The 20,971-nt window shown below is 70.9% G+C and carries 18 protein-coding genes; 14 read left to right on the forward strand and 4 right to left on the reverse strand.

The annotated features are described in order from the left end of the window. Positions 1 to 139: 139 nt before the first annotated feature. On the reverse strand, positions 140 to 679 hold the full coding sequence (locus ABZ642_RS37685; protein WP_360493131.1) for a universal stress protein: 540 nt from the start codon (positions 677 to 679) through the stop codon (positions 140 to 142). Positions 680 to 979: 300 nt separating this feature from the next. Between ABZ642_RS37685 and ABZ642_RS37690 the strand changes: the two genes are divergently transcribed. The 12 genes from ABZ642_RS37690 to ABZ642_RS37745 all read left to right on the forward strand — a co-directional run bounded on the left by ABZ642_RS37690 (position 980) and on the right by ABZ642_RS37745 (position 15,444). After that, on the forward strand, positions 980 to 1,318 hold the full coding sequence (locus tag ABZ642_RS37690; RefSeq protein WP_360493134.1) for an SAV_915 family protein: 339 nt from the start codon (positions 980 to 982) through the stop codon (positions 1,316 to 1,318). A 44-nt stretch (positions 1,319 to 1,362) separates the two neighbouring features. Continuing rightward, a complete protein-coding gene (gene lysA, locus ABZ642_RS37695) occupies positions 1,363 to 2,697 on the forward strand; it encodes a diaminopimelate decarboxylase (protein WP_360493137.1) in 1,335 nt (444 codons plus the stop codon). Positions 2,698 to 2,812: 115 nt separating this feature from the next. Further along, on the forward strand, positions 2,813 to 2,902 hold the full coding sequence (gene kdpF, locus ABZ642_RS37700) for a K(+)-transporting ATPase subunit F (protein ID WP_360493140.1): 90 nt from the start codon (positions 2,813 to 2,815) through the stop codon (positions 2,900 to 2,902). Next, positions 2,902 to 5,055: a potassium-transporting ATPase subunit KdpB gene (gene kdpB / locus ABZ642_RS37705; RefSeq protein WP_360493143.1), complete on the forward strand. Its 2,154-nt coding sequence runs from the start codon at positions 2,902 to 2,904 to the stop codon at positions 5,053 to 5,055. Before kdpF ends, kdpB begins: the two co-directional genes overlap by 1 nt. Positions 5,056 to 5,058: 3 nt before the next feature. Continuing rightward, positions 5,059 to 5,913, forward strand: a complete 855-nt coding sequence (locus tag ABZ642_RS37710) for a potassium-transporting ATPase subunit C (RefSeq protein WP_360493146.1) — start codon at positions 5,059 to 5,061, stop codon at positions 5,911 to 5,913. A gap of 4 nt (positions 5,914 to 5,917) precedes the next feature. Beyond that, positions 5,918 to 7,567 (forward strand): potassium-transporting ATPase subunit KdpA, encoded by a 1,650-nt coding sequence (gene kdpA / locus ABZ642_RS37715; protein WP_360493149.1) that lies wholly within the window; start codon positions 5,918 to 5,920, stop codon positions 7,565 to 7,567. Positions 7,568 to 7,695: 128 nt separating this feature from the next. Then, the gene (locus tag ABZ642_RS37720) at positions 7,696 to 9,513 is read left to right on the forward strand and encodes an amino acid permease (protein WP_360493152.1); all 1,818 of its coding nucleotides are present in this window, start codon (positions 7,696 to 7,698) and stop codon (positions 9,511 to 9,513) included. 102 nt (positions 9,514 to 9,615) lie between these two features. Further along, a complete protein-coding gene (locus ABZ642_RS37725; RefSeq protein ID WP_360493155.1) occupies positions 9,616 to 11,082 on the forward strand; it encodes a glycoside hydrolase family 43 protein in 1,467 nt (488 codons plus the stop codon). 148 nt (positions 11,083 to 11,230) lie between these two features. Then, a complete protein-coding gene (locus ABZ642_RS37730) occupies positions 11,231 to 12,526 on the forward strand; it encodes an extracellular solute-binding protein (RefSeq protein WP_360493158.1) in 1,296 nt (431 codons plus the stop codon). An 8-nt stretch (positions 12,527 to 12,534) separates the two neighbouring features. Beyond that, positions 12,535 to 13,530 (forward strand): sugar ABC transporter permease, encoded by a 996-nt coding sequence (locus tag ABZ642_RS37735; RefSeq protein WP_360493160.1) that lies wholly within the window; start codon positions 12,535 to 12,537, stop codon positions 13,528 to 13,530. Next, complete coding sequence (locus ABZ642_RS37740) at positions 13,527 to 14,360, forward strand: carbohydrate ABC transporter permease (RefSeq protein ID WP_360493163.1); 834 nt, start codon at positions 13,527 to 13,529, stop codon at positions 14,358 to 14,360. Before ABZ642_RS37735 ends, ABZ642_RS37740 begins: the two co-directional genes overlap by 4 nt. A 31-nt stretch (positions 14,361 to 14,391) precedes the next feature. After that, complete coding sequence (locus tag ABZ642_RS37745) at positions 14,392 to 15,444, forward strand: endo-1,4-beta-xylanase (protein WP_360493166.1); 1,053 nt, start codon at positions 14,392 to 14,394, stop codon at positions 15,442 to 15,444. A 108-nt stretch (positions 15,445 to 15,552) separates the two neighbouring features. Here the strand turns inward: ABZ642_RS37745 and ABZ642_RS37750 are convergent, their stop codons facing one another. Both ABZ642_RS37750 and ABZ642_RS37755 read right to left on the reverse strand, forming a co-directional pair. Then, positions 15,553 to 15,759 carry a DUF5999 family protein gene (locus ABZ642_RS37750; RefSeq protein ID WP_089105610.1) on the reverse strand — a complete coding sequence of 69 codons (207 nt, stop codon included), beginning with the start codon at positions 15,757 to 15,759 and terminating at the stop codon, positions 15,553 to 15,555. A gap of 350 nt (positions 15,760 to 16,109) precedes the next feature. Beyond that, a complete protein-coding gene (locus ABZ642_RS37755) occupies positions 16,110 to 16,694 on the reverse strand; it encodes a hypothetical protein (protein ID WP_360493169.1) in 585 nt (194 codons plus the stop codon). A gap of 558 nt (positions 16,695 to 17,252) precedes the next feature. Here ABZ642_RS37755 and ABZ642_RS37760 point away from each other — a divergent pair. After that, complete coding sequence (locus tag ABZ642_RS37760; protein WP_360493172.1) at positions 17,253 to 18,773, forward strand: glutamate--cysteine ligase; 1,521 nt, start codon at positions 17,253 to 17,255, stop codon at positions 18,771 to 18,773. Positions 18,774 to 19,143: 370 nt separating this feature from the next. After that, positions 19,144 to 19,944, forward strand: a complete 801-nt coding sequence (locus ABZ642_RS37765) for a type II CAAX endopeptidase family protein (RefSeq protein WP_360493175.1) — start codon at positions 19,144 to 19,146, stop codon at positions 19,942 to 19,944. Here ABZ642_RS37765 and ABZ642_RS37770 read toward each other — a convergent pair. After that, positions 19,934 to 20,746, reverse strand: coding sequence for a PhzF family phenazine biosynthesis protein (locus tag ABZ642_RS37770; protein WP_360493178.1), 813 nt, complete (start codon positions 20,744 to 20,746; stop codon positions 19,934 to 19,936). The genes ABZ642_RS37765 and ABZ642_RS37770 overlap by 11 nt on opposite strands. Positions 20,747 to 20,971: the final 225 nt, after the last annotated feature.

Here is a 20,971-nt window from a genome sequence, read left to right on the forward strand (position 1 = left end):
ACGGTCAGCCGTGGTGTCGTCGTGAGGTCTGGTGCGCCGTGGTGTCGTCGTGAGGTCTGGTGTGCCGCGGTGTCGCCGTGAGGCCTGGTCCGCCGCTGGCGTCGTAGGGTCTGGTGCACCGCGCTGACGTCCGCACGGATCAGGACGACAACTGCCGTACCGTCATCGGAAGATGCCAGCTGTTGCGGCGGTGCGCCGACGCCAGCGCGTCCTCCAGCGGGGACGGCGGTATCGCGAGGACCGGGCAGTGCGCGTGGGTCAGGCAGTAGCGGGTGACGCGGCCCGAGAAGGTGCGGTGCCAGCCGCGCCGGCCCGCGCCGACGACCAGGATGTCGTCGTCCCGGTCCGCCGTCTCCACCAAGGCCAGGCCCGGGGTGGCGCGGACGACGAGACCGTGCAGCGGGACGCCGGCCGGTGCCGCCTCGCCGAAGACGTCGCCGAGCACGACCAGCAGCCGCTCCCGGGCCAGCCGCTGCCACTCCTCGACCAGCGCCGGCGGGGTGGGGGAGCGGCGCGCGGCCAGCTCACCGCCGGGCGGCTCCCAGGCCAGCACCGGCCACAGCTCGGCCTCCCGCCGCCGGGCCTCCGCGGCCGCGCGGCGCAGGGCCGTGACGCTGCCCAGCGAACCGCTCACACCGACGACGACCCGACCGGATGGGCAGCTGTCGTAACCGGACATGTATCCACCGTACTTCCGCAGCGGACCCCGGGCGTCTCCCGGGGACGGACCGCCTCCATGACACTCCCCGGAGCCGGGCGCGGGCCAGTCCCGCAGCCGCTTCTTGGCACGCCTCTGACACCCGCGACCAGCATCGACGGCCCCTCCGTCAGCGTCCCGTCAACGTCGCCGCGATCACCGTCAGCGTCCCGTCATGAGGCATCGGAGGACCGCCGGGAGCGGGCATAGCTTCTTGGGCGAGCCCCCGTCAGCCTCCCCGCTTCCGGGGCACCAGCTCCTTCCTGTACCAGGAGGCATCCCATGCCAGAACTCTTGTGCGGTGACGATCCGGAGCCTTCCGATCGTTCCCCGGCCGGACCCCTGTTCGTACCGGTCCGGCCGGGACCCGCGGGATGTGCGGCCCGCCTGTTCCGCACTCCGCTGGGCGAGCGCACCGCCGTCGGATTCACCTCCGCCCGCGGACTCGCCGCCACGCTCGGCCCCGACCAGGCCTGGATCAGGCTCGCCGAGCCCGCGCTGCGTGCCCTGACCGCACCGCTCGGCGTCACCATCGTCACGGTCGATCCCCAGCTGTCGGCGCCGGCACCCGCGCCGGTGCAGCCGTTCACACGCGTCGCCGTGTCCCTGCGGATCGCATGAAACGCCTGCGGGATCCCATGAATCGCCTGAGAGGGGAGCGGTCGATGACCACCCTGCACGAACCCGTCGTCACCACCACGCCCGCCGATCTGTCGGTGTGGCCCGCCTCCACCACCGAGCCCCGGCCCGGCGACCTGGCCGTGGGTGGTGTGCCGCTCGCCGAGGTCGCCGACCGCTTCGGCACCCCCGTCTACGTCCTGGACGAGGACGAGGTCCGCGAGCGCTGCCGCACCTACCGCCATGCCTTCCCGGACGCCGAAGTCCTGTACGCCGCCAAGGCGTTCCTGTGCCGGGCGATGGTCCACTGGACCGAGGAGGAGGGCCTCGGCCTGGACGTCTGCTCGGCCGGTGAGCTGGAACTGGCGGTCACCACCGGGTTCCCGCCGGAGCGGATCGTGCTGCACGGCAACGCCAAGTCCCCGCGGGACCTGGAGACCGCGCTGCGGCTGGGCGTGGGACGGATCGTGATCGACAGTCCGTCGGAGATCGCCCGGCTGGCCGCCGCCGTCGGGCCCGACGGGCACCAGAAGGTGATGGTGCGGGTGGTGCCCGGGATCAGCGCGGGCGGCCACGAGAAGATCCGCACCGGCACGGACGACCAGAAGTTCGGGCTCTCCATCGCCGACGGGTACGCGCAGCACGCCATCGCCCGGATACTGGACCAGCCGCAGCTGGAACTCACCGGACTCCACTGCCACCTGGGCTCCCAGATCACCAGCGTCAAGCCGTACCTCGCCGCGGTGCGCCGGATGGTCGGCCTCATGGCCCGCCTGCACGAGCAGCACGGACTGGTGCTGCCCGAGCTGGACCTCGGGGGCGGCCACGGCATCGCCTACCGGCCCGGCGAGGAGGCTCTCGACCTCACCGCCCTGGCCCGTAAGGTACGCGCCGAGCTGACGGAGGCGTGCGCGACGGCCGGGCTGCCGGTGCCCCGCCTGATCATCGAGCCGGGCCGGGCGATCGTGGGGCCGGCCGGGATCGCCGTCTACCGTGTCCTCGCCGTCAAGAAGACCGGTGACCACACGTTCGTAGCCGTCGACGGCGGGATGAGCGACAACCCGCGGCCCGCTCTGTACGGCGTCCGGTACGCGCCCCGGCTCGTCGGCCGCACGAGCGGCGCGGCGACGGCTCCGGTGACCGTCGTGGGGCGGCACTGCGAGGCGGGGGACATCCTGGCCGCCGACGTCGAACTCCCCTCCGACGTGCGCCCGGGCGACCTGCTCGCGGTCCCGGTGGCCGGTGCGTACCACCTCTCCATGGCCTCCGGCTACAACCTGGTCGGCCGTCCGCCGGTCACCGCGGTCCGGGACGGCCACGCCCGGCTGCTGGTCCGCCGTGAGTCCCTGGAGGACATCCGCCGCCGGGACGTCGGCCTGTAATCCGGCCCGTCCCCCCGATCCACCTCCGGGCGAGCGACGGCCCGGCCCTCGCCCGGAGGTGCGCCATCTCGTCCCAAGTCCCCCTGTAACGCACGCTTTTGAAGAAGAGGTCCCTGTGACGATCGAGAACATCGTCGGGTTGATCGTCGCGGTCGGTCTGCTGGCCTACCTCGTGGTGGCCCTGATCAAGCCGGAGCGCTTCTGATGGCCGCGCCCGCACCCGTACGTGAGAAACCCGCCGGTACGGTACGACCACCCGGCGCGGAAACCGGCCGCCGGATAGGCGCCGGACTGCTCGACCCCCAGCAGCTGTGGCGGGCCCTCCCGGCCGCCCTGCGCAAGCTGAACCCGGTGACCCTGGCCCGTAATCCGGTCATGTTCGTCACCGAGATCGGTGCGGCCCTGACCACGGGGCTCGCGATCGCCCACCCGTCCGGGTTCGGCTGGCTGATCACCGTCTGGCTGTGGCTGACCGTCGTCTTCGCCAACCTGGCCGAGGCGGTCGCCGAGAGCCGGGGCCGCGCCCAGGCCGACACCCTGCGCGGGATGCGCCGTCAGACCGTCGCCCGCCGGCTCACCGGTCCGGCGGACGGCCCGTACGCCGAAGAGCGCGTCGGCGCCGACGAGTTGCGGCGCGGTGACCTCGTGGTCGTCGAGGCGGGGGAGCTGGTGCCCGGCGACGGCGACGTCGTCGAGGGCGTGGCCAGCATCGACGAGTCGGCGATCACCGGAGAGTCCGCGCCGGTCATCCGGGAGTCGGGCGGTGACCGCTGCGCCGTCACCGGAGGCACCCGTGTGCTCTCCGACCAGATCGTCGTGCGGATCACCCAGCAGCCCGGCGAGTCCTTCCTGGACCGGATGATCTCCCTGGTCGAGGGCGCCAACCGGCAGAAGACCCCGAACGAGCTCGCCCTCAACCTGCTGCTCGTGATGATGACCTTCGTCTTCCTGGTCGCGGTCCTCACCCTGCAACCGATGGCGATCTTCTCCAAGGAGTTCATGTCGGCCGCGCCCGACACCCAGGCGCTCACCGCCGACGGCGTCACCGGCATCGTCCTGGTCTCCCTGCTGGTCTGCCTGATCCCGACCACCATCGGCGGACTGCTCTCCGCGATCGGCATCGCCGGCATGGACCGGCTGGTGCAGCGCAATGTGCTCGCCATGTCGGGCCGCGCGGTGGAGGCGGCGGGCGACGTCAACACGCTGCTCCTCGACAAGACCGGCACCATCACCTACGGCAACCGGCGGGCGAGCGCCCTGCTTCCGGTCGGTTCCGTGCTGGGACGCCACCTCGCCGAGGCCGCGCTGCTGTCGAGCCTGGCCGACGAGACGCCCGAGGGGCGCTCGATCGTCGAGTACGTGCAGGGACAGTTCGGTGTCGCGGCCACCGAACCCGAGGGCGCCGAGTGGGTCGCCTTCTCCGCCGTGACCCGGATGTCCGGGGTGGACCTGCCGTCCGGCCGACGGCTGCGCAAGGGCGCGGCCACCGCGGTCGCCGCCTGGGTCGCGGAGAACGGCGGCACGGTACCGGTCGCCCTGGAAGCCTGCGTCGAGCAGGTCTCGGCCTCCGGCGGCACCCCCCTCGCGGTGGCCGAGGCCGCCGGCGACGGCCCGGCCCGGATGCTCGGCGTCATCCACCTCAAGGACGTCGTCAAGCCCGGCCTGCGGGAACGCTTCACCGAGCTGCGCCGGATGGGCATCCACACGGTCATGATCACCGGCGACAACCCGGTCACCGCCCGCGTCATCGCGGAGGAGGCGGGCGTCGACGACTTCCTCGCCGAGGCCACCCCCGAGGACAAGCTCGCCCTGATCAAGAAGGAGCAGGCGGGCGGCAAGCTGGTCGCGATGACCGGCGACGGCACCAACGACGCGCCCGCGCTGGCCCAGGCGGACGTCGGCGTGGCGATGAACACGGGAACGTCGGCAGCGAAGGAGGCCGGCAACATGGTCGACCTCGACTCCGACCCCACGAAGATCATCGACATCGTCGAGATCGGCAAGCAACTCCTGATCACCAGGGGCGCGTTGACCGCGTTCTCGATCGCCAACGACATCGCCAAGTACTTCGCGATCCTCCCGGCGATGTTCGGCGGGGTCTATCCCGCCCTCGACGCGATCAACATCATGCGGCTGCACTCGCCCGCCTCCGCGATCCTGTCCGCGGTGATCTTCAACGCGGTCATCATCATCGCGCTGATCCCGCTGGCCCTGCGGGGCGTCCGCTACCGGCCCGGCAGCGCCGACGCCCTGCTCACCCGCAACCTGTGGATCTACGGCGTGGGCGGGCTCGTCCTGCCCTTCCTCGCGATCAAGCTCATCGACTTCGCCGTCGTCCAGTTCATCCCGGGGCTCTGACTCATGACCTTCCTCTCCAGAATGCCCTCCTGGATCGGCCACCATGTGGCGGCGATCCGGGTGGTCATCGTGCTCACCGCGGTGCTGGGCCTCGCCTACCCCCTGGCCATGACGGCGATCGCGCAGGTCCCGGGCCTACGGGACAACGCACAGGGCCGCTCCTCCCTGATCGGCCAGTCCTTCCTCGACAAGAAGGGCGACCCGATCCCGTACTACTTCCAGTCCCGCCCCTCCAACGCCGGTACCGGCTACGACGCCTCGGCCTCCGCCGCCGGCAACCTCGGCCCGGAGTCGACCGTCGACGTCCTCGGCCCCGACGGCAAGCAGAGCCTGCTGACCCAGGTCTGCGCCCGCAGCAAGGCGGTCGGGGAACTGGAGCACGTCGACGGCTCCCGGCCGTACTGCACCTCGGACGGGGTCGGCGCCGTTCTCGGTGTGTTCCGCGAGGGCGGTACGACGGGGACGGCGACCCGGGTCGTGAGCCTGAACCAGGCCTGTCCCGCCAAGCCGTTCGTCGCCGCCTACGAAGGCGTGACCGTCGAGTGCGCCCAGGCCGGCGAAGACTACGGCACTGCCGTCGTCACCCCCGTCCGTGGTGACGCCCCCGCCCGTCCGAAGGTCCCCGCCGACGCGGTCACCGCGAGCGGCAGCGGCCTCGACCCGCAGATCAGCCCGGCGTACGCCGAACTCCAGACGCCGCGCGTCGCCCGCGAACGCGGCATGACCGAGGGGGCCGTACGCAAGCTGGTCGAGAAGTACACCAGCGGCCGGGCCCTCGGCATCCTCGGCGAACCCGCCGTGAACGTCGTCCAGTTGAACGCGGCCCTCGACCGCACGCATCCCGAGAAGGGAGCCTGACCCCATGTACGGCTGGCTTCAGGCCACCCTCGTCCTCGCCGTCGTCGTAGGACTGCACGTCCCGCTCGGCGACTACATGGCCCGCGCCCTCGACGGCGGCCGGCACCACCGCGCCGAACGGGCCCTCTACAAGGTCTGCGGCGTCGACCCGGACCGCGAACAGGACTGGCGGCACTACCTGTTCGCCCTCCTCGCCTTCAGCCTGGTGAGCATCGCCGCGCTGTTCGCGCTGTTCACCCTCCAGGGCGGGCTGCCCTGGTCGACCGGGCACGCGGGTATGCCCTGGCGGCTCGCGCTGCACACCGCGGTCAGCTTCACCACCAACACCAGCTGGCAGAACTACGCGGGCGAGTCCACCACCGGCCACCTCGCGGTCATGGCGGGCCTGGGCGTGCAGGCGTTCGCCTCGGCGGCCGTCGGCATCTGCGCCGCGCTGGCCCTGATCCGCGGCCTGGTCCGCCGGGACACCGACCGGCTGGGCAACTTCTGGGTGGACCTGATCCGTACGATCTTCCGGGTCGTGCTGCCCCTGTCGATCGTCTCCGGGATCATCCTGATCGCGCTCGGCGTCCCGCAGAACCTCATGAGCCCGCACACCGTCACCACCGTCGCGGGCGGCCAGCAGACCGTCCTCGGCGGTCCGGTCGGCTCCTGGGAGCCGCTAAAGCTGATGTCGGGCGACGGGGGCGGCATCTTCAACGCCAACAGCGCGCACCCCTTCGAGAACCCGTCCGCGTTCACCAACGCGATCGAGATCGTGCTCATGCTGCTGATCCCGACCGCCTTCGTCCGCACCTACGGCCGCATGATCGGCTCCCTGCGGCAGAGCTGGACCCTGCTCACGGTCGTCGGCATCCTCTTCGGCCTGCTGCTGGCGGCCGGCAGCCTCGCCCAGAACGCCCACACCGGCACGGTGACCGAGGCCGTCGGCGGACCGTACGAGGGCACCGAGACGCGTTTCGGCGTCCCCGGCTCCACTCTCTTCGGTATCGCCGCCACCGGCTCCGCCGACGGCGCGGCGAACGCGTCGTACGACAGCTTCTCCAGCCTCGGCGGCGGGGTGCTCCTGTCGGCCATGATGCTCGGCGAGATCGCGCCCGGCGGCACCGGCAGCGGACTGTACGGCCTGATCATGGCGGTGCTGATCGCCGTCTTCGTAGGCGGACTGATGGTCGGCCGGACCCCCGAGTACCTGCGCAAGCGGATCGGGTTCCCGGAGATGCGGTACGTGGTGCTGTACGCGCTGGTCGCCCCGACCGCCGTCCTCGGCTGCGCCGCCCTCGCGGTCGCGCTCGGCGACGGGCAGTCGTCCATGGGCAACCCGGGGCCGCACGGCCTGACGGAGCTGGTGTACGCCTACACCTCCAACGTCAACAGCAACGGCAGCGCGATGGCCGGCTTCAACGGCGCCACCGACTTCCACAACCTGCTGATGACGGCGGCGATGCTCGTCGGCCGTTATGTGCCCATGGTGTTCCTGCTGGCCCTGGCCGGACGACTGGCCCGCCAGCAGCCCGGCGTGGTCACCGTCGGCACCCTCCAGGCCCGCGGCGTCAACTTCGTCGCCCTGGCCACCGGAGCCGCGCTCATCCTGGCGCTGCTCAACTTCCTGCCCGCGCTCTCCCTCGGCCCGTTGGCGGAGGGGCTCCTCTAGAGACTCCCGGGCGGGCCGGCCATCCCTCACTCACGCCGGCCGGCCCGTCCGGGCTCCTCACGGGGGCGGCCCGGCCGGGTACGGAGGACACTGTTGCCGACCGTCCCACCGGCCGTGATGGGGTCCCGATGGCGTATGGCCTGGCACGTCGTGAACTGAGACCTAGGGTTCCGCTGCGCCCGGGCGAGGGCGACAAACACGGTCTGACCAGCCTCGAAGGGCTGGCCGCGCTCTCCCTGGACGCGCTCAGCTCGGTGGCCTACGGTCCCGAGGCGATCGTGCTGGCCCTGGTGGTCGCCGGCACCGGGGCGCTCACCGCCACCCTGCCCATCACCCTGGCGATCACCTTTCTGCTCGCCGCGCTGGTCGTCTCGTACGGCCAGGTCATCGCCGTTCACCCGGACGGCGGTGGCGCCTACGCCGTCGCCAAGACGGATCTCGGCGGCACCGCGAGCCTGCTCGCCGCCGCCAGCCTGGTCGTCGACTACGTGCTCACCGTCGCCGTCAGCCTCGCCGCCGGCGCCGACGCGCTCGCCTCGGCCTTCCCGTCCCTGGGCCACGACAAGCTGCTCGTCTGCCTGGTCGGCCTGGCCCTGCTGACGGCCGTGAACCTGCGGGGCATCGCCGAGAGCGCCCGGGTGCTGATGCTGCCGACCCTCCTGTTCATCGTGGCGATCCTCGGCGTGATCCTGCTCGGCCTGCTGCGTTCGCACCCGGTCGCCGTCGTCGGCACCGACCAGCCCGTGCACGCGACCGAGGCGCTGGGCGCGCTGGTGATCCTCAAGGCGTTCTCGTCCGGCTGCTCGGCCCTGACCGGCGTGGAGGCCATCGCCAACGCCGTACCGACCTTCCGGCCCCCCAGCGTCAAGCGCGCCCAGCGCACCGAGCTGATGCTGGGAGGGCTGCTCGGGATCATGCTGATCGGCCTGGCGATCCTCATCCGCCGCGACCATGTGGCCCCGCGCGGCGGAGTGACCGTCCTCGCCCAGCTCACCGCGGGCGCCTACGGCACCGGCTGGCCCTACTACGTCACCAACCTCGTCGTCACCCTGGTCCTGGGCCTGGCCGCCAACACCAGCTTCGGCGGGCTGCCGGTGCTGATGAGCCTGCTCGCCCGCGACCACCGGCTGCCCCACCTCTTCGGCCTGCGCGCCGAACGCCCGGTCTACCGCTACGGCGTGCTGGCGCTCGCCCTGCTGGCCACGCTGCTGCTGATCGCCACCGACGCCGACACCCACCGGCTGCTGCCGCTCTTCGCCATCGGCGTCTTCATCGGCTTCACCCTCAGCCAGGTCGGTCTGGTCCGGCACTGGGCGAGCCGGCGCCCGCACGGCTGGAAACGCCGGGCGCTGATCAACGGCACCGGTGCCCTGCTCACCACCCTCGCCGGGGTCATCCTGCTGTTCACCAAGTTCCTCGGCGGTGCCTGGGTGGTCGTGATCGCCGTACCGCTGCTGATGCTGCTGTTCGCCCGCATCCAGCGCTACTACACCGCCGTGGGCCAGGAACTGGGCCTCGGGCGCACCCCGCAGCCCCCGCTCCGGCACACCGGCAGCCTGGTGATCGTGCCGATCGGCGAGGTCAGCAAACTCGCCCGGCACGCCCTCGGCGCCGCCCTCGCCCTCGGCGACGAGGTGGTCGCCGTCGCCGTGCACGCCGACCCGGTCAGGTCCCGTGCGCTGGAGGAGGCCTGGGAGCGGTGGAACCCCGGAGTGCGCCTCGACATCGTCAACAGCCCGCACCACTCGCTGGTGCAGCCGATCGTCGACTACGTGCTGCGGGCGGCGGAGGGCGGTCGTCAGGTCGCCGTCCTCATCCCCGAGGTGGAGCCGAAGCACCGCCGCTACGAGATCCTCCAGAACCAGCGCGGCCTGCTCCTCGCCACCGTCCTGCGGGCCCGCACCGACGTCGTGGTCTGCCTGCTCCCGTACCGCCTGAAGCTGTAGCCCACCCGCCTTGTCGGGCCCCGGACAGGCCCTTACAGTGCGCCTCGTAATGTTCGCCGACCTCGCCGAAACTTTCGGCGACGGCTGCGGAGGGGCACGCACATGCGGACGTACGACAACCCGGTCATCCCCGGCTTCCACCCCGACCCGAGCGTGTGCCGGGTGGGGGAGGACTACTACCTGGTCTGTTCCAGCTTCGAGTACTTCCCCGGCGTCCCGCTCTTCCACAGCCGCGACCTGGTGCACTGGCGGCAGCTCGGCAACGTGCTGGACCGGCCGGGCCAGTTGGCGCTGCCGGACGGGACGCCGGCCTCCGGCGGTGTGTACGCCCCGACGATCCGGCACCACGACGGCCTCTTCCACGTCGTCACGACCAATGTCAGTGCCGGGGGCAACCTCCTGGTCACCGCCGAGCGCCCCGAGGGGCCCTGGTCCGACCCGGTGTGGATCGACGTCCCCGGCATCGACCCCGACCTCGTCTGGGACGAGAACGGCGACTGCTGGTGTGCCGTGGCGGGGGTGGCGGTGGCCCGGATCGACACCCGGACCGGGAAGGTGCTGGAGGGGCCGCTGCCGATGTGGTCCGGAACCGGGCTGCGCGACCCCGAGGCGCCGCACCTGTACCGGATCGGGGAGTGGTGGTACCTGCTGGTCGCGGAGGGCGGCACCGCGCTCGGGCACGGGGTGTCCGTGGCCCGCGCCCGCTCGCCGCGCGGGCCCTGGGAGCCCGCGCCCGGCAACCCGCTGATCTCCCACCGGGGCACCTGGGAGCCGGTCCAGTGCACCGGCCACGCCGACCTCGTCCAGGCCACCGACGGCAGCTGGTGGGCGGTGCTGCTCGGCACCCGCCCGCGCGGCTGGTTCCCGGAGTTCCACGTCCTCGGCCGGGAGACCTTCCTGGCCCCGGTGGAGTGGGTGGACGGCTGGCCGCGCATGGGGCGGGTGCGGGAGCGGGAACAGGCCCCGGCCGTCTGGCACCCGGTCGAACAGCCGCCGGTACGGGACGACTTCACGGCCGCCGCCCTCGCGCCGCACTGGATCTCCCCGCGCGGCCGGCCGGCCGGCTCCTGGTCGCTGTCCGAACGGCCCGGGTGGCTGACGCTCACGGCTACCGGAGACAGCCTCGACCGGGCCGGGCACACCTTCGTCGGCCGCCGCCAGCAGCACCCGGACTGCCGTGCCGCCGCGCTGCTCGACCCGGGCTCGGCACGCGCGGGTCTCTCGGTCCGTATCGACGAGGCCCACCACTACGACCTGGAGGTGGGCGGGGGAACGGTGCGTGCGATCGCCCGGATCGGGCCGCTGCGGCAGACGGTTTCCGAACACCCCGTGCCACCGGGCCTGTTGACCCTCGTCGTCGCGACCGGCACGACCGGGGTCGGCCGCGCGGGGCCCGACACCGTGACCCTCTCGGTCGAAACGTCCGACGGTGTCGTTCGGCTGGCCGAACTCGACGGGCGGTATCTCTCCACGCAGGTGGCGGGCGGGTTCACCGGCCGGGTCATCGGCATGTACGTCACCGAGGGCCGGGCCGCCTACGACTGGTTCGAATACGTGCCCATGAGCTGATGCGCGACACCTTGACGCTCCTGATGCGCCTTTCTAGAGTCGCCGTTCGGAACGTTCGGTGAAAATACCGAATGTTTCGAAAACGGCGACCCGAGAGCACCACCGAACCAGGACGGCGTCGGTCGTCCCGTACCCCAAGGAGCGCACCATGGGCGACCCGGCACTGTCCCGACGCGGTTTCCTGGCGGCCACCGCGGCCGCCGGACTGGGCATGACCGCCCTCAGCGGCTGCGGCGGCGACTCGGACGGAGGCTCGTCCGGGGGAAACACCACCATCGAGTGGTGGAACATCTCCACGACCAACCCGACCAAGGGCGTGTGGGCCGCCCTCGCCAAGAAGTTCGAGGCGCAGAACCCCAAGGTCAAGATAAAGATCGTGCAGTTGGAGAACGACGCATACAAGTCGAAGATGACCGCCCTGACCGCCTCTGGGAAGCTCCCCGACATCTTCCACACCTGGGGCGGCGGAGTCCTCCAGCAGCAGGTCGACGCCGGGCTCGTCAAGGACCTCACCGACCCCACCAAGTCCTGGGCCGAAGGGCTCCTCCCGGTCGCCAAGGAGCCGTACCTCCTCGACAACAAGACATACGGCATCCCGTTCGACATCGGCATGGTCGGCTTCTGGTACAACAAGGCGCTCTTCAAGAAGGCCGGCGTCAGCACACCCCCCACCACCTGGAGCGCCTTCCTCGACGCCGTGAAGAAGCTGAAGGCCGCCGGTGTCACCCCGCTCGCGCTGGCCGGCAAGGAGAGCTGGACCGGCATGTACTACTGGGCGTACCTGGCGATGCGCACCGCCGGGATCGCCGCCCTCAAGAAGGCCGACGACGACAAGGACTTCACCGGCGACGGGTTCGTGCAGGCCGGGCAGCACCTGAAGGACCTGGTCGCCCTGGAGCCGTTCCAGAAGGGCTTCCTGGGCGCCGCCTACTCCAGCCCGACCGGTCAGGCCGCCACCGTCGGCAACGGCAAGGCCGCGATGGAGCTGATGGGCCAGTGGGCCCCGGTCGTCGAGGCCGACGCCGGCAAGGGCGTCGGCTCCAACCTCGGCTTCTTCCCGTTCCCGGCCGTGGAGGGCGGCGAGGGCACCATCACCGAGGTGTTCGGAGGCGGCGGCGGACACGCGCTGCGCGCCGACGCCCCGCAGGCGGCCCTCGACTTCCTGAAGTTCTTCGCCTCCGAGACCACGGACGCCGAACTGGTGAAGAAGACCGGCGTACTGCCCGTCGTCCCCGCCGCCGAGAGCGCGCTGACCGACGCCAACCTGAAGCTCGTACAGACCCAGTTGAAGGCCGCCACCGGCTTCCAGCTCTACCTCGACCAGGCCTACGCGCCCGCCGTCGGCCAGCAGGTCAACGACAGCGTCGCCGGGCTGATCGCCGGGTCCAAGTCGCCCGCGGACGTCACCCAGGCGATCACCAAGACCGCGAAGGAAGAGCAGTAGGCCGGCCGATGACCTCGACCTACCTGTCCGACATGCGGTCCGGACCGGACACCCCGCCCCAGCCGCCGCCTTCCGCCGGCCGGACCCGCTCCCGGCGCCGGCTGCTGCACTGGCTCACCGCGATGGGCTTCCAGCTGCCCGCCCTGGTGCTGTTCGGCGTGCTCGTCCTGCTGCCGATCCTGTTCGCGCTCTACGCCTCGTTCTTCCGCTGGGGCGGCTTCGGCATGCCGTCCGACTACACCGGCACCGACAACTTCACCCGGCTCTTCCAGGACGACGTCTTCCTCGGCGACCTCTGGCGCTGTCTGCTCCTGGTGCTGCTCTCACTGGCGCTGCAACTGCCGTTCGCGCTCGCCATGGCGGTCCTGCTCAACCAGAGGATCCGGGGCCGGGCCGTCTACCGGATGCTGTTCTTCGCGCCCTACGTGCTGTCCGAGGCGATCACCGGTGTGCTGTTCGGCATGATCTTCGCCCCCGACCAGGGGCTCGCCGACCATGTGCTGGGCGCCATCGGGCTCGACGGCCTCGGCGGGGAGTGGTTCTCCGACCCCTCCACCGTGATGGCCACCCTCTTCCTGGTCATGACCTGGAAGTACTTCGGCTTCCACATGATGCTCTACCTGGCCGGACTCCAGTCCATCCCGGCCGAGTTGACCGAGGCGGCGACCGTCGACGGCGCGAACCCCTGGCAGCGCTTCCGCCATGTCACGCTGCCGCTGCTCGCCCCGACCCTGCGGATCAGCGTCTTCCTGTCCGTCATCGGCTCCATCCAGCTCTTCGACCTGGTCTGGGTGATCACCGCGGGCGGCCCCGACCACCACTCCGAGACCATGGCCGTGACCATGTTCCAGTACGGCTTCAAGCGCTACCAGGTCGGCTACGCCAGCGCGATCAGCGTGGTCATGTTCGCCATCAGCCTCGTCTTCGGCCTCGCCTACCAGCGGTTCGTGCTCCGCCGGGACCTGGCGGGCGCCACCACGAACATGAGGGGAGACGGCGCATGAGCGGCCGTAGGACCACCGTCCGGAACCTGCCCCTGCACCTGGTCCTCGTCGTGGTCGGCGCGGTGATGGTCGTACCCCTGCTGTACGCCGTGCTGTCCGGGTTCAAGTCCACCGACGAGCTGTCCCGCAACCCGGTCGGGCTGCCCGACTCCTGGATCGTCTCCAACTACACCGACATCCTCGGATCCGGCGGGTTCTGGCGGCTGGTCGGCAACAGCACGCTGATCGCGGTGGGCACGACCGTGCTGGTGGTCGCGGTGTCGGCGCTCGCGGCCTTCTCCTTCGCGCGGTTCGCGTTCCGGGGCCGTGAGGTGCTGTTCACGGTCTTCACGATGGGGCTGATGTTCCCGTTCGCGGTGGCGGCGCTGCCGTTGTTCCTGCTGCTGCGCTCGATGCACCTGCTGGACAACCCGCTGGGCGTGATCCTCCCGCAGGCCGCGTTCGGGCTGCCGATGACCATCATCATCCTGCGCGGCTTCTTCCGGGAGATCCCGGGCGAGCTGGAGGAGGCGGCCACCCTGGACGGCTGCGGTCCTTTCGCCTTCTTCTGGCGGATCCTGCTGCCCATGGCGCGGCCCGCGCTCGGCACGGTCTCCGTGCTGGCGGTGGTCACCAGCTGGAACAACTTCTTCCTGCCGCTGCTGGTCTTCACCGACTCCACCTGGTGGACCATCCCCATCGGCGTCCAGCAGTTCCAGGGTCAGTACTCCGCCGAGTACGCCCGGGTCTTCGCCTATCTGGTCCTCGCCATGGTCCCGGCCCTGGCCTTCTACTCGGTCGCCGAACGCCAGCTCGTCGGCGGCCTCACCGCCGGCGCCACCAAGGGCTGAATCCGCACTCCCTACTGATCGGAGTCGCACGATGTCCCGCACACGTCTCAGACTCGCCGGTGCCCTCGCGGCCGTGCTGGTGGCGGCGGGGGTGGCCACCGGCCCCGCCGCCCAGGCCCACGGCCGGCCGCCCACCCTGGCCGAACTGGCCCAGCGGCACGGCCGTTACTTCGGCAGCGCCACCGACAACCCCGAACTCACCGACACCGCCTACACGAAGCTCCTCGGCACCGAGTTCGACATGATCACGCCCGGCAACGGCATGAAGTGGTACGCCACCGAGCCCCAACAGGGCGTCTTCGACTGGACCAACGGCGACCAGATCGTCAACTCGGCCCGCAGGAACCACCAGCGGGTGCGCGCCCACACCCTGGTCTGGCACAGCCAGCTGCCCGACTGGCTCACCTCCCGCGCGTGGACGGCCACCGAACTGCGGGCGGTGCTGAAGAAGCACATCCAGACCGAGGTACGGCACTACCGGGGCAAGGTCTACTCCTGGGACGTCGTCAACGAGGCCTTCAACGAGGACGGCAGCTACCGCGAGACCCTCTGGTACAAGACACTCGGCCCCGGCTACATCGCCGACGCGCTGCGCTGGGCCCACCAGGCCGACCCGCACGCCAGGCTCTACCTCAACGACTACAACATCGAGGCCACCGGCCCGAAGAGCGACGCCTACTACGCGCTCGCCCAGGAGCTGAAGGCGGCGCACGTGCCGCTGAACGGCATCGGCTTCCAGGCCCATCTCGCCCTCCAGTACGGCTATCCGACCACCCTGGAGGAGAACCTCCGCCGCTTCTCCCGGCTCGGCCTGGACACCGCGCTCACCGAGGTGGACGTCCGGATGCAGCTGCCGGCCACGGACGAGAAGCTGGCCGAGCAGGCCACCTGGTACGCCGATCTGACCAAGGCCTGTCTGGCGGTCCGGCACTGCGTGGGCATCACGGTCTGGGACTACACGGACAAGTACTCGTGGATCCCGGCGTTCTTCCCCGGCGAGGGCGCGGCCCTGCCCTGGGACGAGCAACTCGCTCCCAAACCGGCCTACTTCGCGCTGCGCCAAGCCCTCGGCTACAGGGGGTGACCACCCCTGGACGCACGTCGGGGCCGGTGCGCACCATGTGTGTGCGTCCGGCCCCTGCTGGTCACCGGGCGGAGCGGCGGGGCCGCCCGGGGGTGGTGCGGCGGTCTGTCAGGCGGCGGTCACCACGCGGCCGGCACCGAGCGGGCGGTGCGGCGCGATGATCTGGCCGTCGGGCAGAAGCTCACCGGTGTCCTCGAAGAGCAGGACGCCGTTGCACAGCAGGCTCCACCCCTGCTCCGGGTGGTGCGCCGTCAGACGGGCGGACTCCCGGTCGGCGGACTCTGCTGTCGGGCACGGTGGCTGGTGCTGGCACATGAGTGGGGTCTCTCGCTCTGTCGTGGTCATCTCGGTCCCCCGTGGTAATGAGTCGGTCGGAAACCAGTGTTGCCCTCCGGGCGATGTTCCGCAGGGATTTAGCCGCACCGCTTCTCACAGATTGGAGACGCGTCACTCGCGCGGACGGTTCATCTCGACCGGGCTGCCAATTCGGATGGTTTCGCATGGCCGGATGGAGCTAGTCAGGTCGGCGGAGGAGGGTTATCGGGCTCTTAGGAGCAGTTAATTGCTCGTACGAGCGGCATCCGACGTCCCACGGATTGACTTGTGGAAATACGACCGTACCCCGTCACTCGTTCAAGTGTGACGGGGTACGGCGGGTGACGGTCTCAGGCGGGTGTGATCAGCAGGGGTGCCGCGGTGACCCGGTGGGTCAGTACGGGGAGCAGCTCGGCCACCTGGTGCGGCCGGTGGGCCGCGATGCCGGGCGGGGCCGGGGCGAGCGGGACGAGCAGGTCGTTGGCCGCCGGGTGGCCCTCGGCGCCGTCCGCCGTGCGGTCGCAGTGCAGCCACAGGTTGAGCATGTAGAGGCCGGGCAGGGACAACAGGCGTGGCTGGTAGATCTGTTGCAGGGCCTCGGCCTGGTGCAGGGCCCGTTCGGTGGAGGAGATGTAGGGCCCCTCGAAGAAGTGCGAGAAGGCCCAGCCGTCCGGGGTGAGCATCGTCTCGGCCGCGGCCACCGCGCGGTCGCCGCAGCGGATCAGGAAGCGCCAGCCGGCCAGCCGGGTGGCGGACACGCCCTCCGGGGTGATCCGGTCCATGACATGCACAGGCAGGGGGAGTTCGGGGGTCGCGGGCCCCTGGGCGGTGCGCAGGGAAGGGGTACGGGCCTCGCGGACCGCAGTGGGGGAACCGAGGGCGGTGAGGACGGAACGCAGGGCGGGCGCGGGGGCAGGAGGGAAGTGCAGCGGCATGGTGGGTCGCCTCTCGTTCGACAGGCGCGGCGGCGCGAGGGCAGGGGCGGACGGCGCTGTCAGCTCACAGGGGGGTCAGAGAGGCGGGGGCCCGGCTCGGTGAAGAGAGGTGCGGGCGTTGTCTGCCGCACGTCATTCAGAGGGCAGGAACCAGACCGTGGGCGCCAGCCTTCTGCCTTGTTCGCGGAGTTTATACGACGCCTGTTCAGACGGCGTTTCACCGGGTCGTTTCACAGAACAGAACAAGGCGCAATTCGGCCGTTGATACGTACGGAATCCTCCCGATTTCCGGCCTGCCGCGACCGTGCTGACCTCGGAATACGGGGTTCTCGCGGTCGGCCGAATGTCGTCGGCGTTTTTCACGAGGACATCGGGGAACCCGAAGTTGCATGATGCCCCATGCCCCGTGAATGTGCCGCAGGACACATTCCAACAGACTAGCGGCTACCTGTGCCGCGCGCGACGTTATCGATCGCCCCCGGTGGGCATCATCCCACCTGGACCCGGGACCACCGGCGGCCGGAACCTCGGTCCGCCCATTCGAGGAGGGACGCTTCGATGGGGGAGAAGGTCGTGGCGGGCCGGTTCGACCTGTCCGATCGCCAGCGCTACCGCGAAAAGCTCCGCGACTGTCTGTCGGGGCTGGAGCGACTGCTGGTGGAGAAGCGGTTCGACCGCCCCAAGAACCTCATGGGCGTCGAGATCGAATTGAATCTCGCCGGTGCGGACGGCATGCCGAGAATGTTGAACGGACAGGTACTGGAACGCATCGCGAGCCGCGATTTCCAAACAGAACTCGCCATGTTCAATCTGGAAGTGAACATAGCTCCACACCGGCTCGGTGGCCGGGTATTCGACCGGCTCGACGAAGAACTCCGGACCTCGCTGGCGTACGCCGACCGCAAGGCGGGCGAGGTGGACTCCGGGATCGTGATGATCGGCATTCTGCCAACGCTGGCGCGGGACGACCTGGTCTCCGCGAACCTCTCCGAGGTCGACCGGTACACCCTGCTCAACGACCAGATCGTGGCCGCCCGCGGTGAGGACTTCGTGCTCGACATCGAGGGCGTCGAGCATCTCAGGTGCACGTCGAAGTCGATCGTCCCGGAGGCCGCCTGCACCTCCGTGCAACTGCACCTCCAGGTCACCCCGGCCCGTTTCGCCGACGTGTGGAACGCGGCGCAGGCGGCGTGCGCCGCGCAGATCGCCGTGGGCGCGAACTCCCCCTTCCTCTTCGGCCGTGAACTCTGGCGGGAGTCCCGGCCCCCGCTGTTCCTCCAGGCCACGGACACCCGGCCGCCCGAGCTCCAGGCGCAGGGCGTACGGCCGCGCATCTGGTTCGGCGAGCGCTGGATCAGCTCCGCGTACGAACTCTTCGAGGAGAACCTGCGCTTCTTCCCGGCGCTGCTGCCGATCTGCGACGAGGAGGACCCGCTGGCCGTGCTGGACGCGGGCGGGGTGCCGAAGCTCGCCGAACTCGTCCTGCACAACGGCACGGTGTACCGCTGGAACCGGCCGGTGTACGGCATCGCCGACGGCGTCCCGCACCTGCGCGTGGAGAACCGGGTCCTGCCGGCCGGGCCGACCATCACCGACGTCATCGCCAACGCGGCCTTCTACTACGGCCTCGTGCGTGCCCTCGCGGAGGAGTCGCGGCCGGTGTGGACCCGGCTCCCGTTCGCCGCGGCCGAGGCGAACTTCGACGCGGCGTGCCGTCATGGCATCGACGCGCGGCTGGTGTGGCCGAGGAAGGGCCGGTACGGCGGCGGTACGACCGAGGTGGACGCGGTCACCCTGGTCCGTGACGAATTGCTGCCGCTGGCGGCGGCGGGGCTCGACGCGTGGGGGGTGGAGGCCGCCGACCGGGACTTCTACCTGGGCGTGATCGAGGAGCGGTGCCGGCGACGGGTGAACGGGGCGTCCTGGCAGGCGGCGACGTTCCATCGGGCGGTGGAGCGGGGGTTGCCGCGGGACGAGGCACTGGCCGCGATGACGCGGCGCTATGCGGAGCTGATGAATGAGGGGGAGCCGGTGCATACGTGGCCGGTGGGGTTATTGGAGCCGGTACTGACGGGGTGAGGGGTGAGGGGTGAGGGGCTGAGCGGTAGCGCCGAGGGGTTGTCGGCGTGCGTGGTGCGACGGGGTGCCGGGTGCGGCGCCGTGGGTGGTGCGACGGGGTGCCGGGTGCGGCGCCGTCTGGGCTGGGCGCGCGGTTTCCCGCGCCCCTGACCGCGTTGCCGTGACCGCTGCTGTGCGGGAGCCGCCGCCCGGGGTCTGGGCTTGAAAGGTGGCCGTCGACATGGCGATCGTGCGACGGCGGCCCTGGGGACGGGGGTCGGCCGCGCCCGCCCGGGGTTGATCGGGCAAGCTGTGACCTCCCATGACGGTGGTGCCCTCCCTGTCCCCCCGACAGCCCGGCGCGCACGGTCTTGCTCAACCGGAGGCAGGAGTGCAGGTGGAGGCGGATCAGGTGGCCGGTGCTTACCCGCTGGAGCGGCCCTCGCGGCGCATGTTCAGGGACGAGACGCTGCTCGTTCTGGGGCTTTCGCTCGGTGCGAGTGGGGTGTCCGCCCTGATCAGCTTTGTCGGATCGGTCACCAAACCGGGCGGCCTCAAGGACCAGGCGGCCACCCTCAACGCGTCCGCCGCGCCGGGCCGCCCCTGGCTGGATCTCGCCTGGCAGCTGTTCGGCATCGCGAGTGCGCTGGTACCTGTCCTGCTGGTCGCCCACCTCCTCCTGCGGGAGGGCGCGAGCCTGCGCACGCTCGGCTTCGACCGCACCCGCCCCTGGCCCGACCTCGGGCGAGGGGCGGGGATCGCGGCGGTGATCGGCAGCACCGGAATCGCCTTCTACCTGGCCGCGCGCGGTCTCGGCTTCAACCTCACGGTGGTGCCGGAGGCGCTGCCGGACGTGTGGTGGAAGTACCCCGTGCTGATCTTCTCCGCGATGCAGAACGCGATCCTCGAAGAGGTCGTCGTCGTCGGCTATCTGCTGCGCCGGCTGGACCAGTTGGGGTGGAGCGCGGGCACGGCCCTGGTGGCCAGTTCCGTACTGCGCGGGTCGTACCACCTGTACCAGGGGATCGGCGGCTTCGTCGGCAACATGGTGATGGGCGTGGTCTTCGTCTACCTCTACCGGCGGTGGGGCCGGGTCGGTCCCCTGGTGGTGGCGCATTCCCTGCTCGACATCGGCGCGTTCGTCGGTTACGCGCTGCTGGCGGGCAAGGTGGGCTGGCTGCCTACGGCGTGAGCAGTTCCCCGTCGATCACGGTGACGGCCCGGCCGGTGAGCAGGGTGCGGTCGCCGCGCAGCGAGGTGCGGACGAAGCCGGTACGACGGGAGGCCTGGAGGCCGGTCAGATCGGGCCTGCCCAGCCGGGCCGCCCAGTGCGGGGCGAGGGCGGTGTGCGCGCTGCCGGTCACCGGGTCCTCGTCGATACCGACGTTGGGGAAGAAGCAGCGGGAGACGTAGTCGTAGCCCTTCGCCGGGTCCTCGGCACGTGCGGTGGCGATGATCCCGCGCGTGGAGTAGGCGCCGAGGGCCCTGAGGTCGGGGGAGAGGCCGAGCACGGTCTTCTCGTCGGCGAGTTCGAGCAGCAGGTCGCCGACGTTCGGTCCGGTGTCGAAGCCGGCGACGGGTTCGGTGCCGAGCGCGCCGGCGACACCGGCGGGGATGTCGACGCGGGTGAGCGGGGCGGTGGGGAAGTCGAGGGTGATCGCCCCGTCCGCGCCGGGCGTCGCGATCAGCACCCCGCTCCGGGTGGCGAACCGCACGGGCCCTGCCTGCGCCCCCGTCGTACCGATCACATGGGCGGTGGCGAGCGTGGCGTGCCCGCACATCGCGACCTCCGTGACCGGGGTGAACCACCGCAACGCCCAGTCGGCGTCCGCGCCCTCGGGAAGGGGGTGCGCGAACGCGGTCTCGGCGTGGTTCACCTCCATGGCGACGTTCTGCATCCACCTGTCATCGGGAAACCCGTCCAGCAACACGACCCCGGCCGGGTTCCCGGCGAAGGCACGCTCGGCAAAGGCGTCGACGATTCGAATCCGCATGGACCAGACACTAGGGCTCGCACACCGCACCCGCCCAAGGCCAATCCCGGAACCCTGGCCCGATTTCCACCAGGTGGGCCCGACATCGCCGACCACCATCACCATGGCGGCCACGTCAGGGTCTGGGAAGCGGGGGCGACATCGCGGAGAACCTGAGGCAAGGCGCCCCACCCGGGACGCGGGGAACTGCGCGACCAACCACGACGACGCGCCCTTGAGGGGCGC

The sequence above is a fragment of the Streptomyces sp. NPDC007157 genome, assembly GCF_040634235.1.
Classification (GTDB): Bacteria; Actinomycetota; Actinomycetes; order Streptomycetales; family Streptomycetaceae; genus Streptomyces.